15 protein-coding genes are annotated in these 13,668 nt (G+C 53.1%); 3 read left to right on the top strand and 12 right to left on the bottom strand.

Translation table 11 applies throughout. The features are described from left to right. Positions 1-47: 47 nt before the first annotated feature. From MSNKSG1_RS02765 to MSNKSG1_RS02735, 7 genes are all read right to left on the bottom strand, one after another. Positions 48-290 carry an AbrB/MazE/SpoVT family DNA-binding domain-containing protein gene (locus MSNKSG1_RS02765; protein WP_008937714.1) on the bottom strand — a complete coding sequence of 81 codons (243 nt, stop codon included), beginning with the start codon at positions 288-290 and terminating at the stop codon, positions 48-50. Positions 291-406: 116 nt separating this feature from the next. Continuing rightward, the gene (locus MSNKSG1_RS02760; protein WP_008937713.1) at positions 407-754 is read right to left on the bottom strand and encodes a RidA family protein; all 348 of its coding nucleotides are present in this window, start codon (positions 752-754) and stop codon (positions 407-409) included. A gap of 25 nt (positions 755-779) precedes the next feature. After that, positions 780-2,039, bottom strand: coding sequence for an NAD(P)/FAD-dependent oxidoreductase (locus MSNKSG1_RS02755; RefSeq protein WP_040886587.1), 1,260 nt, complete (start codon positions 2,037-2,039; stop codon positions 780-782). Positions 2,040-2,084: 45 nt separating this feature from the next. Beyond that, complete coding sequence (locus MSNKSG1_RS02750; RefSeq protein WP_008937711.1) at positions 2,085-2,777, bottom strand: amino acid ABC transporter permease; 693 nt, start codon at positions 2,775-2,777, stop codon at positions 2,085-2,087. Between the two features lie 17 nt (positions 2,778-2,794). After that, positions 2,795-3,478: an amino acid ABC transporter permease gene (locus MSNKSG1_RS02745; RefSeq protein WP_008937710.1), complete on the bottom strand. Its 684-nt coding sequence runs from the start codon at positions 3,476-3,478 to the stop codon at positions 2,795-2,797. A 150-nt stretch (positions 3,479-3,628) separates the two neighbouring features. Then, a complete protein-coding gene (locus MSNKSG1_RS02740; RefSeq protein WP_008937709.1) occupies positions 3,629-4,426 on the bottom strand; it encodes a substrate-binding periplasmic protein in 798 nt (265 codons plus the stop codon). 72 nt (positions 4,427-4,498) lie between these two features. Then, positions 4,499-5,239, bottom strand: a complete 741-nt coding sequence (locus tag MSNKSG1_RS02735; RefSeq protein ID WP_008937708.1) for an amino acid ABC transporter ATP-binding protein — start codon at positions 5,237-5,239, stop codon at positions 4,499-4,501. A gap of 251 nt (positions 5,240-5,490) precedes the next feature. Here MSNKSG1_RS02735 and MSNKSG1_RS02730 point away from each other — a divergent pair, with 251 nt between their 5' ends. Further along, positions 5,491-6,402, top strand: a complete 912-nt coding sequence (locus MSNKSG1_RS02730) for a LysR family transcriptional regulator (RefSeq protein ID WP_008937707.1) — start codon at positions 5,491-5,493, stop codon at positions 6,400-6,402. 49 nt (positions 6,403-6,451) lie between these two features. Here MSNKSG1_RS02730 and astD read toward each other — a convergent pair whose 3' ends face one another. The 4 genes from astD to MSNKSG1_RS02710 are packed head-to-tail and all read right to left on the bottom strand — an operon-like array spanning position 6,452 to position 11,243. Next, complete coding sequence (gene astD / locus MSNKSG1_RS02725; protein ID WP_008937706.1) at positions 6,452-7,921, bottom strand: succinylglutamate-semialdehyde dehydrogenase; 1,470 nt, start codon at positions 7,919-7,921, stop codon at positions 6,452-6,454. Position 7,922: 1 nt separating this feature from the next. Then, entirely contained in the window at positions 7,923-8,951 is a 1,029-nt protein-coding gene (astA, locus tag MSNKSG1_RS02720; protein WP_008937705.1) for an arginine N-succinyltransferase, read from the bottom strand. 42 nt (positions 8,952-8,993) lie between these two features. Next, the gene (locus MSNKSG1_RS02715) at positions 8,994-10,019 is read right to left on the bottom strand and encodes an arginine N-succinyltransferase (protein ID WP_008937704.1); all 1,026 of its coding nucleotides are present in this window, start codon (positions 10,017-10,019) and stop codon (positions 8,994-8,996) included. Between the two features lie 6 nt (positions 10,020-10,025). Then, positions 10,026-11,243 (bottom strand): aspartate aminotransferase family protein, encoded by a 1,218-nt coding sequence (locus MSNKSG1_RS02710; protein WP_008937703.1) that lies wholly within the window; start codon positions 11,241-11,243, stop codon positions 10,026-10,028. Positions 11,244-11,472: 229 nt separating this feature from the next. Here MSNKSG1_RS02710 and MSNKSG1_RS02705 point away from each other — a divergent pair, with 229 nt between their 5' ends. Beyond that, positions 11,473-12,489, top strand: a complete 1,017-nt coding sequence (locus MSNKSG1_RS02705) for a GlxA family transcriptional regulator (protein WP_008937702.1) — start codon at positions 11,473-11,475, stop codon at positions 12,487-12,489. 100 nt (positions 12,490-12,589) lie between these two features. Next, entirely contained in the window at positions 12,590-12,916 is a 327-nt protein-coding gene (locus MSNKSG1_RS02700) for an MbcA/ParS/Xre antitoxin family protein (RefSeq protein ID WP_008937701.1), read from the top strand. Positions 12,917-13,084: 168 nt separating this feature from the next. On the opposite strand, the gene MSNKSG1_RS02695 is transcribed toward MSNKSG1_RS02700, so the two are convergent. Next, entirely contained in the window at positions 13,085-13,534 is a 450-nt protein-coding gene (locus MSNKSG1_RS02695) for a hypothetical protein (RefSeq protein ID WP_008937700.1), read from the bottom strand. Positions 13,535-13,668: the final 134 nt, after the last annotated feature.

The following is a 13,668-nucleotide window of genomic DNA, read 5'->3' as shown; positions in this document are numbered from 1 at the left end:
TCAGCAAGAATGTTTGGGAAATTTCAAAAAAATATGGCGACGAAATGCTATTCGTCATCTTTCGGTGGCTGATCCCGGTCATTCATGAAGTCGTCGGTCGCACTTTCCTCCGAGTCAAACCACTCATCCCACACAGGATCGGTTGGCCGCTCGTAGCGTTTGACGGAGCCCTTCAGCCGCTCCAGTGGGGTCAGTTCCTGCGGGAGAGGTTGCGCCAATTCGTCGGCATGGACTTTATGGGCATCCAGGTTTTCCAGGAGTGCTTTTTCACTAAGGCGTTTCTCAGTCATGGTCTCCTCCTTATCCTTGATTTTGGATAAGGTTAATCTCACCCGCAAAAGGGGTTGTGGATTTACCCGGTCCGCATATGGACTTAGCAAAGGGAGAAATCACCACCACCCTAAGATCACACTGCAGCCACCACGGAGATCTCAACGAGCAGTTCTGGAGATGCCATTTTTGCCTCCACGCATGCCCTGGCAGGCGCTTCCCCTTCCGGGACCCACTGATCCCAGACATCGTTCAACGCTTGGAAGTGGCTCATATCGCTCAGATAAATCGTTGCGCTAAGCATTTTACTTCGACTGGAACCGACACTCTCAAGCAGATCATCGACCTTTTCCAGCATTCCTATGACCTGCTCGGAAATATCAGCATTCCTGTTTTTAGCCACCTGGCCACACAAATAAACGGTGTCATTATGCTTAACAATCTTGCTCATGCGCGCATTAGTTTGAAATCGCTCAATACTCATAAGTCATCCCGAAAGAAAAAAACAACTAGTCCTTGAACCGGCGTGCCGAATAGGGTGCAAGGCCGATACTCGTTTGCTCTCGCCCCACCATCTCGGCCACCAGCCTGCCTGTTATTGCCCCGGTCGTAATACCAATCTGGCCATGCCCGAAGGCGTAGAACACATTGGATGCCGACGACGCGCGATCAATAACGGGCAGGGTATCCGGCATGAATGAGCGATAGCCCATCCACTCCGTGCCACTGACGTTTTTCAGGCCATTGAAGACACGCTTAGCCTTTTCTGCGATCACTTTTGCACGGCCAAAATCAGGCTTGCTGTCCACTCCGCCCATTTCAATGGTTCCGCCGATTCTCAGGCCGGACTCCATCGGAGTAATCACAAAGCCGCCTGCCGCATAAGTGATCGCATGCTTAACCTCGATGCCCGGGTCCGACACCGTCGTCGAGTAACCCGCCAAGGCCTCAACAGGCAACTTATCCCCCAACTTGTCCGCCAGTTTTCTTGACCAGACACCGGCGGCCACCACAACATTGTCGAAGGACTCGGGGGGCTGCCCACAGAAGTTCACCGACGTCGCTCGACCATTTTCAACATTGATCGACGTGACTGTCCCTGTGACAACGGTCCCCCCTTTCCTGACGAACAAGTCATAGAGCGAGGTAACGAGACGCTTCGGATCCGCAAAGTAATACCACCCCTTGAGCCGGACCCCACAGGCAAACTGGTCAGACAGACTGGGTTCAAGTTCCCGAAGCCGGGATTTGGAGAGCTCCTCGTAATCAAACCCGAGATCCTTCTCGATCTGCAGGTTGGCTACGTCATCCCTATACTCTTGCTCGGTTTCGTAAACGATGAGCGTTTCATGGGGTTTGAGCAGGTCTTTAATTCCCGCCTCTTCCAGCCAGGGTTCATAGGCATCGAAAGCGTGCTCGGTCAGAGCGGCCAGCCCCTGGCTGATCTCCTGGATCCGGGACGCCCTGGAGGCCTTGAGAAATTCCAGAAACCAAGGGATCAGCTTGGGAAAATAGTTCCAACGAATCGACAGTGGACCATTTTTGTTGAGTAACCAGCCAGGAACCTTTTTAAAAGTACCCGGCTTGGAGAAAGGAACCACCGAACCAACAGCCAGGAGACCGCAATTGCCCTCTGACGCTCCGGCGGCCGGACGGTCGGCTTCAACAAGCGTCACCTGAAAGCCTCGCTTCTGAAGCTCAAGGGCACTGCATACACCAATAATACCGGCGCCAATTACCAATACCGATTGCTGCTCTCTAGATTGCATCTTTTTCCCAAAGTTCGGATGATTTTAAGATCCTGAAGACGACACTTACAGAACCGCGTTTCCACCATTTGCTTTGACTTTACTTTCAGCCCAACCGGCGAACTTCAACATGGGGTAGCAATACACGAAGTAAAGAATCGCGATCAGGAGATAAATAAACATGGTGTCGCCGGGCATACGCAGGATCGCTGTCTCGCCCTGGCGAGTCAGTTCTGATATCCCGATAACCGACAGTACCGCCGTACTTTTAATGACGATCACATAGATACTCGCCATCGGCGGAACCGTTAATTTGAACGCCTGGGGCAGGATAATGTGGTAAAGCGCCTGCGCCTTGCTCATACCGCAGGATCTTGCCGCTTCTTCCTGTCCGCGTGGAACAGCCCTAATTGCCGATTCGACAATGGCAGTCACGTAACTGGCGGTGTATAGAGACAAGGAGACAATGGCCGCGGTGTAGCTATCAAACTTCAGCCAGGTCACATCCAGAGACGGCAAAACGAAATAGATGATGTAGATCTGAACTAGATAGGGAGTACCCCGGAACAGATGTACATACCCGCCAACCAGTGCCCGGGGAATCGACCATTTCAGGGTCTTCACGATGCCAAGTACGGAACCGAGAATACTGCCGAGAATGATCGACACCATGGACACTTTAAAAGTGAGCCAAAGCCCTTTCATCAGGAAGGGACTCAGGCTGTCGATGACTTGCCACTTATCGATAAACCATTCCATAACCGTTCACCCTTCCTTCAGACCTGAGCCGGAGTTCCGCCAAGTCTGCGTTGAACAAAGCCTGAAAAAACAAGCATTATTAGATAAATAATGAGGTAACAAATTGCGGTAGTAATGTAGCTTTCCGATGGAGAAACGGTTTCGGAAAACATTAGCAAACCAGCGCCCATCAACTCGAAAACAGCGATAATGCTTAATAGTGATGTATCCTTCAAAAGGATGACGCTCTGCCCAAGCAGCGGAGATATAAGCTTCGAAATAGCCTGCGGAAGAATAATATGGTACATAGCCTGGGCACGGCTCATACCCACGGCCATTGCTCCTTCAGTCTGGGTAACTGGTACCGACTGAATTCCCGCCCGGATGATCTCAGCCATGAAGGGTGTTGTATGTATTGTCAGAGCAATAACACCCGTCTGAAATTCATTGAAAAAATTCCCGATCAGGGTGGGCAGGCCATAATAAACAATATATATCTGAACAAGAAGTGGCGTAGCACGAATAAATTGGATATAGGCTGCAGCAGTACGCCAAACAATACCGACCTTTGACATGCGCATGAGCGCAAGGAAAATCCCAAAGAATATAGACAAAGACAGGCATACAACGGATATCCAAACCGTATTCAATATTCCTTTGGCAAAGATATCGATGTAATTAAATACAATGTTGTAATTATAAAATTCAACAAGCCAGTCCATCTACCGCCTCTTAATGCCGTATTAATCCCGCCATCTCATAGCCCGATTCCAAGAAAGAATCATTAAGAAGGTGGAGATATAAAAAGGTAGAGAATTGCCGGCCCATCAAAGGGGCCGGGCAATCAAGTTTTCTTAAAAGGAGCGCAACGATCAGTCGTGGTCTTTCTGCCAGTTGGTGGAGTTCCACCAGTAATCCAGCATCTTTTCGTGGCGACCATCGTAGCGAATGAGACGCAGATAGTTGTTCAGGGCCAGCAAGAGGTGCACAGAATCCGGACGAACGGCAAAACTGAGCGGCTCTTTGTGCAGGGAGCCCACAATTTCAAGCTCCGGGTTTTGTTTGAGGAAGCCAGACAGAGCGGCCCGGTCACCAACGCCCGCGTCCACCCGATCACTCAGCACCGACTGGACAACCTGGGGAGTCGCACCGGAATATTCCTTGAGTTTTGCATCGGGCAGTTTTTTTCGCGCCTGAGTGGCGTATGAGGAAGCCTGGGCTGCTGCGATGGAATAATCAGAGCTGTTCAAGCTCTTCCAATCAGTAATGTTCTTGTCTTTCTTGGCAAAGACGACGACTTCAGAGAAAAACGCCGGATCGGTAAACAGCATCTTCATGTGACGCTTCGGCGTGGGAGTCATATCAGCCGCAATCATATCGACCTTGCCGGAAATCAGAGCAGGGATCAGGCCCTTCCAGTCATAGTCCTTGATAACCAGCTTTACGCCCATTTCATCGGCAAAGGTCCGGGCCATTTCGATCGCTAGACCTGTCCGCTTGCCATTCTTGTCGATGAAGCTGACTGGCGGCCCCTGCGTCTGAACCGCAATACGGAATTCACCGGTGTTACTGATTCGATCCATGGTTGACTGGTCGGCGTTGACAATGGAACTGAAACACGAAACCAGGAATACCAGGAAAATGCATAACGTGCGTTTAAGGTGAAACATCAATATCTCCTTCTAGTTTTTTTAGTCAAGATATGCCCTCGTTCAAGACATAGCTAAGCCTGGTGCGACGATTTAGATTATCTGCTCCAGGAATCGTTGAGCCCGGTCGCTTCTCGGAGAGTCAAAGAACGCATCGGGCTCCCCCTCTTCGACAACTTCCCCCTGATCCATGAAGATAACGCGGTCCGCAACTTCTCGTGCAAACCCCATTTCATGGGTTACAACTGCCATGGTCATACCTTCTCTGGCGAGTTGCTTCATCAGATCGAGGACGCCACTGACCGTCTCGGGATCCAATGCAGAGGTAGCTTCGTCAAACAGCATCATTTTCGGCTTCATCGCCAATGCCCTGGCGATTGCCACACGCTGCTGCTGCCCGCCGGATAATTGCCTTGGATAGTTGTTTTCGCGATCGGGTATACCGACCCTTTCCAGGAGCTTTCTAGCCACTTCCTCAGCTTCCTGGCGCTGTCTTTTCAGCACGACTGTCTGAGGAAGCACGATGTTTTCCAGGCAGGTCTTGTTCTCGAAAAGATTGAAATGCTGGAATACCATGCCGACTTCGGTTCGAAGGGTATTCATGCACGTTGTCTTACTGCAGATATCCACACCGTCGATGACGATGTTGCCCTCATCGATCCCTTCCAGCCCATTCAGGGTGCGCAACAGCGTGCTCTTTCCTGAACCACTCGGGCCGATGATGACGACAACTTCGCCTCGCCCGATTTGATTGGAAACGTTCTTGAGCGCCATCACGGAGGTCTTTCCTCCATCGATGCTGAAACGCCGGGAGACGTTTTCGATTCGGACCATTGGTGCGTCACTATTTTCCAGTGGGTCTTTTTCTTGTGTTTCTGTAATCGGCATTCTGGATGCTCCCTTCAATTCCGCCAAAGGGGCGGATAGAGGGCAGGAGTTCAATTCTTTCGGCCGTTGATAAAAGTGGCTGGCCGATGCTCACTGCCTTAAGTCTTGGTTAATGCTTATTGAATCTAACCTAGCAACTCAGGTGCTATAATCCCAATAAAAATTTACTGACAACTCTTAACCTCAGGTTATACCCCATGAACATCAAACAACTACGGCTGTTTCACGAAGTTCTGAGCACCGGGAAGATGTCCAGGGCTGCGGAACGCCTTCATTTCAGTCAGCCAGCAGCCAGCAAAATGTTACATAACCTGGAGGACCGAATCGGTTACAAGCTGTTTTTCCGGCAGAACGGCCAGCTCAACCCGACTCCCGAAGCCCTGTACCTGCACGACGAGGTGATGACGATCCTGCGCAGCGTCAAACGACTTGAGGACAGCTTTGAACGGGCGAAATATGGACAACTTGGGCGCCTCAATATCGCATCGATTCTCGGCCCCAGTTACAGTTTTCTTCCTGCCATTTTCAATGGCTATGCCGGCGAAAATTCGGATCTGAAACTGAATTTGCAGGTCCATAATTCAAGAACCATTCGTGACTCTGTATCGTCCGGACAGTTTGAACTGGGGCTGGTGGATCAGGCGGCTCCGTCACACAGCTATGATTCGGAGGTCTTTGACCTACCGTGCTTTTGTGCCTTGCACAAGGATCACCCAGCCGCAAAATATGAAATCCTTACACCGGAATTACTGGATAAAGAGGTATGGATCACCCTCGATCCGGAGCACATCACGTATCAGTCACTCAGCAGCCATTACCAAGCGGCCGGCGCCAAATTTGTTCCCAAGATCGAAGTCAATGCCACCTTGCATGCACTCCCCTTCGTCCAAAGTAACCGGGGAATCGCCCTAATTGACGCTATAAACTTCCACCATTTCAACAATGTCCACTCGTTAGAAGACATTATTTTTCGGCGATTTTGTCCGGAGATAAGAGAACCTCTGGAACTTATTAGCATCAACAGCCGTCCACTTTCCAAGCCTGCTTCTGACATACGAAAACGGCTGATCTCTGAGCTGAAGGCCCTCTGTTGTTCCACGCAGGATTAAACGCCGGGCCCCACGACCCAGCGTTTTCAGACTTTCACAAACGCAGGACTTAACGGAGAGTCAAGCCTGGAGCCAGGGTTTCAGGCAGGGTCAATTGCCCCGCTTCGATGCCCGCGACCGGGTAAGAGCAATAGTCCGCTGCATAATAGGCACTGGCACGATGGTTACCGCTGGCGCCAACCCCGCCAAAAGGTGCGGCACTCGAAGCGCCGGTCAGTTGCTTGTTCCAGTTCACTATGCCGGCGCGGATCCGGTCGTAGAAATACCGGAAACGCTCTTCACTATCACTGAAAAGTCCGGCAGAGAGCCCGAAACGGGTATCGTTGGCCTTCTGGATCGCCTCGTCGAAATCCCGGTAACGAAAGACCTGCAGCAGGGGCCCGAATATTTCCTCGTCCTCCAGATCCACTACCCTGGTGACGTCGATAACCCCCGGAGAGATGAGCCCCGTTCCCGGCTTGAGCTTGTCACTTCGGACCAGAGAGACCCCACCCTGACGCAGTAGCTGCTCCTGTGCTGCCAGCACACCATCTGCTGCCGCTTCCGAGATCACGCTTCCCATAAACGGGGCAGGCTCCTCAAAGGCATCGCCCACCTGGATCGCTTCCACTGCCGCCGCCAGCGAGGCGAGGAACCGATCGCCCCACGCTCCTTCAGGCACAAACAAGCGCCGTGCACAGGTACACCGCTGTCCGGACGTGATAAAGGCGGATTGAATGGTTTCGTGGACCGCTGCAGGAACATCTTCGGGCTGATCGACAATCAACGGGTTGTTGCCACCCATTTCGAGAGCCAGGATTTTGCCCGGGTTACCGGCAAACTGCTTGTGCAGAATGTGCCCGGTGTTGGAGCTGCCGGTAAAGAACAGACCGTCTAGGCCGGGATGGTTTGCCAAGACAATCCCGGTTTCCTTTTCCCCCTGAACCAGATTGAGAATCCCCTTCGGCAGACCAGCTTCAAGCCAGAGTTCAACCATCTTGCCGGCCACAGCGGGTGTCAATTCGCTCGGTTTGAAGACCACCGTGTTGCCTGCAATCAGCGCCGGCACAATGTGTCCATTCGGAAGGTGGCCTGGAAAATTATAGGGTCCGAACACCGCCACAACACCGTGAGGCTTGTGACGCAGGACGGCATGGCCACCTGCCATTTCGTTACTGCGTTGCCCCGTACGCTCGTTGTATGCCTTGATGGAAATTTCGACTTTCCCGGTCATCGCCCCAACTTCGGTCCGGGCCTCCCACAGGGGTTTGCCCGTTTCGGAGGCAATAGCGATAGCCAGGTCCTCCTTGTTTTCGCCCAGGAGTTCGGCAAACCGGCGGGCAACGGCCACCCGGTGATCAAAACCGGCCAGCGCCCATTGGGTACTCGCTTCCCTCGCGGCACTCACTGCCCAGTTAACCTGTGTCTCATCCGCGGCCCGGCCCTGCCAGAGAACATCTCCGGTGGCGGGATTCAGGGACGTAAACGGTTTGCCTTCACCGGCGAGCCATTCGCCATTGATCATTACCGGGGATGTCATTTCAGTTACTCCTTCCTACAGAGAGCGGCACAATCCGGACCGTGCTGCCCTCAGTGACTTTAAGCGCTTCAATCACTGCCGGTGACAGTCCAACCTTTCCATTGTCCAGCGTCTGCAACGGTGTCATGCAGCAACGGAAATCGAGAAACCCGGTATTGCTGACGAGATACAACTCACCGGTTAGTTCTACGTCGGATACCTGAACGCTGGCATGCCGACTTTTATTGATCGCGCGAATGTCATCCATGCGAGCGACCAGTGTCGGCCCGGCATCAAAAATGTCGACATAGCCCGTGTATCTCATGCCTTCTGCTTCCAGGAGCTTGCGCGCAGGGGTGGTATCCGGATGGGTTTCCCCCATGACCTCCTGAGCCGCCTTGGGCAGCAGGTTCGTGTAAATCGGATACTTGGGCATCAGCTCGGCGATGAAGACTTTGTCCATGGATGAGAGCTGATCCGCCTGGGAAAACTCCAGTGAGAAGAATTGACGCCCCAGCCCTTCCCAGAAGGGAGAAATGCCGTCCTTGTCCGCGTATCCCCGCATTTCCGCCAGCATGAATTCGTTGAAACGCTGAGGAAATTCCGCCATGAACAGGAAACGGGACTTGGACAGGAGCGAGCCATTCTTGCTGTGGCGTGCCTCCGGGGCCAGAAACAGGGTGCAGAGTTCGGAGTAACCGGTATGGTCGTTGCTGAGGGTCAGCGTGTTCACCAGATTGCGAACCCCCAGTTCACGGGAGGAATGCAGCAACGATCCGATATGGTAGTTGTACCAGGGCTCACTGATGCCCACCGCAGCCTCCAGTCCGCAAATACCGACGACTCGACCGGTATCGGTATCTTCCATGGCGAACAGGTAAAATGCCTCTTCGGGAATCTCGCCGTCTTTCCAAGCCGCGAGAGCACTCTCCATTTTTCGGGCGACCTGTGTGTCGTCGTCCTGCAGTGAGGTAAAGCCTTTCCCGGTTTTCCGGGCGAGCTCCCTCAGTGCCTCATGATCTTCTGTACCAATAGGGCGTACTACCATCATCTTGATGTCACTCCTGGTCAAACACTAAAAGTCTTTGCCGGTTCAGGGCCGATCCAGCCAATAAACGCGGATATTGTCGCCGGCACCCACACCAAGGGCCTCGGCTTCAGCCCGGCCAAGCTCGGGATTGCCGGGATCAATTACGGTTCTCAGACAGCGGAAACGATCAAGTCCCTCGTTACTTATCAGGGCGGGCCGACAGGTATCGCCGGCTTCAATGCTTTCAACCACATTCACCGGCAGGATCTGACTGTGCGTGAGCGCTCTCAACATGTGGGTGGGCGCTTCAAGGGTGGGACCAGCATCAAAAATATCAATGTATTTTCGATAGGCGAATCCCTGGGTCTCAAGCAGCGACTGCACTTCGATCGCATCCTCTCTCGGGCGGCCGAGCGCATCTCGCGCTTCCTTACTCAATAACGGGAGATAAACCGGGTGTTGGGGCAGCAGGTCAGCGATAAAACTCTTCGAATCAATACCCGTCAGATAGTTGGCTTTGCGCAGTTCCATATTGAAAAAATGGCGGCCAAGGCTTTCCCAGAATGGCGAACGCCCACGCTCGTCCGTTACACCCTGCAGTTCGGCAATGATTCTTGGTGCGAACCGTTCGGAGTGCGCGGCGATAAACAGCAGCCGCGCAAGGGACAGCAATCTGAGATTGTCCTCGCTGCGGTATGGCTGTTCCAGATAGAGGGTGCACAGTCTGGACGAACCAATGTAGTCCTGGCACAGATGCAGAGCGGGAATCCTGTTATGGATCTGAAGCTCGTTGGACGCACGCACCACGTCCTCAATCCGGTAACTGTAGAACGGCGAGCCAAGACCGACCGCCGCTTCAATACCGGACACCCCCACGATTTCCTGGCTATCGGAGTCTTCCAGCACGAAGTGGTAACTTTCGGTGCCTGGCCGGTCCACCGATTTCCGGAGAGAACGGGTGGTACGTTCGATCAGCTCGCTCAGATAGTCCCGATTGGCCGGCAGGGTTGTCAGACTCCCGCCGGCGACCGCTGCGAGGCGCTCAATTCCCTGTAAGTCTGCAAAATTGGCAGGCCGCAGTATCAACATAGAGATTTAACTCCCAGACAGTTTCTTTTCCATTGCCGCATCGAGACGCTGCAGCGCGGCACCGATATCCTCGTCCGGAATATTCAGTGCAGGCGCCATTCGCAGAACCTTGGGACCGGCCACCAGAATCAGAACGCCTTCATCACGGGCGGCCGCCAGGAATTCGCCGGCCTTGCCATGCCATTTTTCAACCAGTTCCGCACCAATCAGCAGGCCCTTGCCACGGATTTCCCGGAAAATCTGGTATTTGGCATTGATCTGTTCAAGGCCCTCCTCGAACAGGGCCCGCTTTTGAGCGACGCCCTCAAGCAACTCTGGGCGGCTCACCTCATCAATAACCGCACCGGCCACGGCGCAGCCCAGCGGGTTGCCGCCGTAGGTACTGCCATGGGAACCCATACCAAAACTCTTGGCAATGCGGGTGGTGGTCAGCATGGCACCAATGGGGAACCCGCCACCAAGCGACTTGGCCGTGGTCAGAACGTCTGGAACCACCGGTGTGTCCATGTAAGCGTAAAGCTTGCCAACCCGGCCAACACCAGTCTGAACCTCGTCAAATACCAGCAGCGCGTTGTACTGGTCACACAGCTCCCGGACGCCTTTCACGAATTCAGGATCGGCCGGTATAACGCCGCCCTCACCCTGGATGGGCTCCATCACCACAGCGCAGGTCTTGTCTGAAATCAGGGACTTCAGGGAGTCCAGGTTATTGAATTCGGCATGGGTAATTCCGCGGGGGACCGGCTCGAAGCCCTCACGGTACTTCTCCTGGCCACCCACGGAGACGGTAAACAGGGTCCGACCATGGAAAGACTGCCGGAAGGAAATAATTTCGTTCTTTTCCTCGCCATAATGGTCAAAGGCGTATTTGCGAGCCAGCTTGAAGGCCGCCTCGTTTGCCTCGGCACCGGAGTTGCAGAAGAACACCCGCTCGGCAAAGGTCATTTCCGTCAGTTTCCGGGCCAGGTTCAGGGCGGGTTCGTTCGTGAAGACGTTGCTGAGGTGCCAGAGTTTGTCCGCCTGGCTTTTCAGAGCCTCGGTAAGAGCTGGATGGCAATGGCCCAATACGTTGACGGCGATACCACCGGTGACATCAATGAACTCCCGTCCGTCCTGGTCCCACAGTCGGCTGCCCTTACCTCGCACCGGAACAATCGGCTGAGGGTTGTAGTTGGGAACCATGACTTCATTGAAAAGCGCGCGGGATACTGTCTGGTCGTTCATTTTTATCCGATACCTCTACTATTCACTGAGATCTGGCCAAAATGCGTGAAAGGCCTCCTTCATTCAGTATCCGGGATATGACGGTCAAGTAATTTAGAAAGGGCGACGCCAATTTGCGCTATTCTGACATCCGGTTACCAGGCCGGCGTCAAACCGTTAAAGTAAAAAGGATCGGCTTTCGCACCGATCAATCCACTGTTTCGAACCCGGATCCCAGAACCTTTATCGAATGCACACCACGGAAGAAACCAGACACATTGGCTTTCTGCTGATGCCCAATTTCTCTCTGATTGCCTTCTCCTCGGCAATCGAGCCTTTGCGCATGGCCAACTGGATTTCGGGGACCGAGCTATACCAGAGCTGTCTGATCAGCCAGGATGGCCAACCTGTGTTCAGCAGCACCGGAGTAGGAACCCGGGTTGACCACAGCCTGGACAAACTCCCCAAGCTGGATGTGCTTTTTGTCTGTGGCGCGAGCCCCATTGCCCGAACCGGTAACGAAACCATTATCTCCTGGCTTAGGAAACAAAAAACGTCCGGGCAGGCTATGGGCGGTATTGGTACCGGCTCCTATCTGCTCGCCTGCGCGGGTCTTTTGAACAATTACCGGGCAACCATTCACTGGTGGGATACGGATCGCCTCCTGGAGGACTTTCCTCACACCAAGGTAACCCGGAACCTGTTTGAAATAGACAGAGACCGCTTCACCTGTAGTGGCGGGACAGCCGCGATGGACATGATGCTCTTTCTTATCGGCCAGCAGCGCGGGATGGAACTAGCCGCAGCCATTTCGGAACAGTTTGTGTGTGAGCGGATTCGCCCGGGCGATGACCAGCAGAGAGTGCCCCTTCGAGCGAGGCTTGGGGTAAATCAGCCCAAACTCATCGAAGCCGTGCAACTGATCGAAGCTAATATTGAGGAACCCCTGACAACCAGTGATCTTGCTAGCCACGTCGGCATATCGAGACGTCAACTGGAGCGACTGTTCAGGAAACACCTGCAGACGATGCCTTCCAAATATTATCTGGAAGTGCGGCTGGAGAAAGCACGCCAGCTGTTGCACCGCTCCAGCAAGCCCGTATTGCAGGTTGGTATCGAATGCGGGTTTACCAGCGCTTCCTATTTCAGCACCGCCTATCGGAATCATTACGGCCTCACGCCGAGAGAAGAGCGCAAAAGGATGGCAGAACCTCAGGACGAAGGCTCTCAGCCAGCAACGTTCGGTCGCTCTCGGCTAATAACTTAGGGCAAGTACCGGCCAATCTTTGGACCACTGAACTGGGCATGACCAATAGTCGATCGCACAAAGTGATGATGTCGCACGGCCACATGCGGAGAGCTTACTAATGGATTCTCAAATGACGGATGATCACCTTCTAGTAAAGGCTGCAACGAGAGCGGGAAAAACCCTTGGGCTTGAGGAATCAAATATCGCGCAGCTGCTCCATACAAACTCGCCAAATGCCACCGGAGAGAGCTGTGACAAACAAGCATGTGCCCTATTAATTGAGCTTTACAAGCTATTGTCACATTCGACGAGCAATAACGAGCAATCTATGCGTCATTGGATGAAAACGCGAAACCGTCACTTCGACGAGATTCCGTTGCAAATGGCAAAGACGGCAACAGGACTGGAGCGCCTGATAGCCTATTTGGAATCGCTCAATCATTGAAGACGTACCTATTTTAGGCGCCAGTCAGTAGGCTCATCTCAACTAACGGGTTTTGCCCTGTCTCCAATCAATCTCCCGGAGCTCGTCCATCACGGATATAGGGGCCTCTTGACGAAAAAAGCCCGGAATCATCAGATCCGGGCTGTTAAGAATGTCAGAGCAAGAGAATCAGTCCTCAGGATTTTCTTCCTCTGATGTGTAGATCAGTTGATATTCCCCAGGGTCTTCAGATCCTGGAGCTAATCCATAGTGATAGAAGTTAGCGCCCTGAGTGCGACAAAGGTAAACCCGCTCAAAGGTCACCGGATCAACCGCAACCCCAAGCTCTTCAAGCAATTCCATACGCGGCAACGTTCCCGTCTCCGGTTCGTCCGGTGTGACCAACATGACGTCTGTAACCGCGAAAAAATCTGAGGACTCCCGCATGAGACCTCGGAGCAGGTCGAAATCGGTGCAACAGTAATACCGTACACCCATTTTCATGGTCCCCGGTCTGGAGAACTGTACACGAACATACAACCAGGGACGGGTACCCGGATGCTCAACCATTTGAAAAAATTTGTGGGGGCCAAGCGGTTGGCCAATGACCAATTCGTGAAGGATTTGAGTCATAAACATAGCAAGTACCTTCTTCAGACTTAGAAGCACGACAATATCGCTGGGAGAGTGGGACCTAATCGGACAATCAGATGGCCCCGACCATTCTCATTTGGACGAACTGCTTTCTCATCGCCTCAATTTCAGCGGCCGTC

The organism is Marinobacter santoriniensis NKSG1 (assembly GCF_000347775.1).
Classification (GTDB): Bacteria; Pseudomonadota; Gammaproteobacteria; order Pseudomonadales; family Oleiphilaceae; genus Marinobacter; species Marinobacter santoriniensis.
Note: the sequence above shows the minus strand (reverse complement) of the source record. Positions and strands in the feature narration are given on the sequence as shown.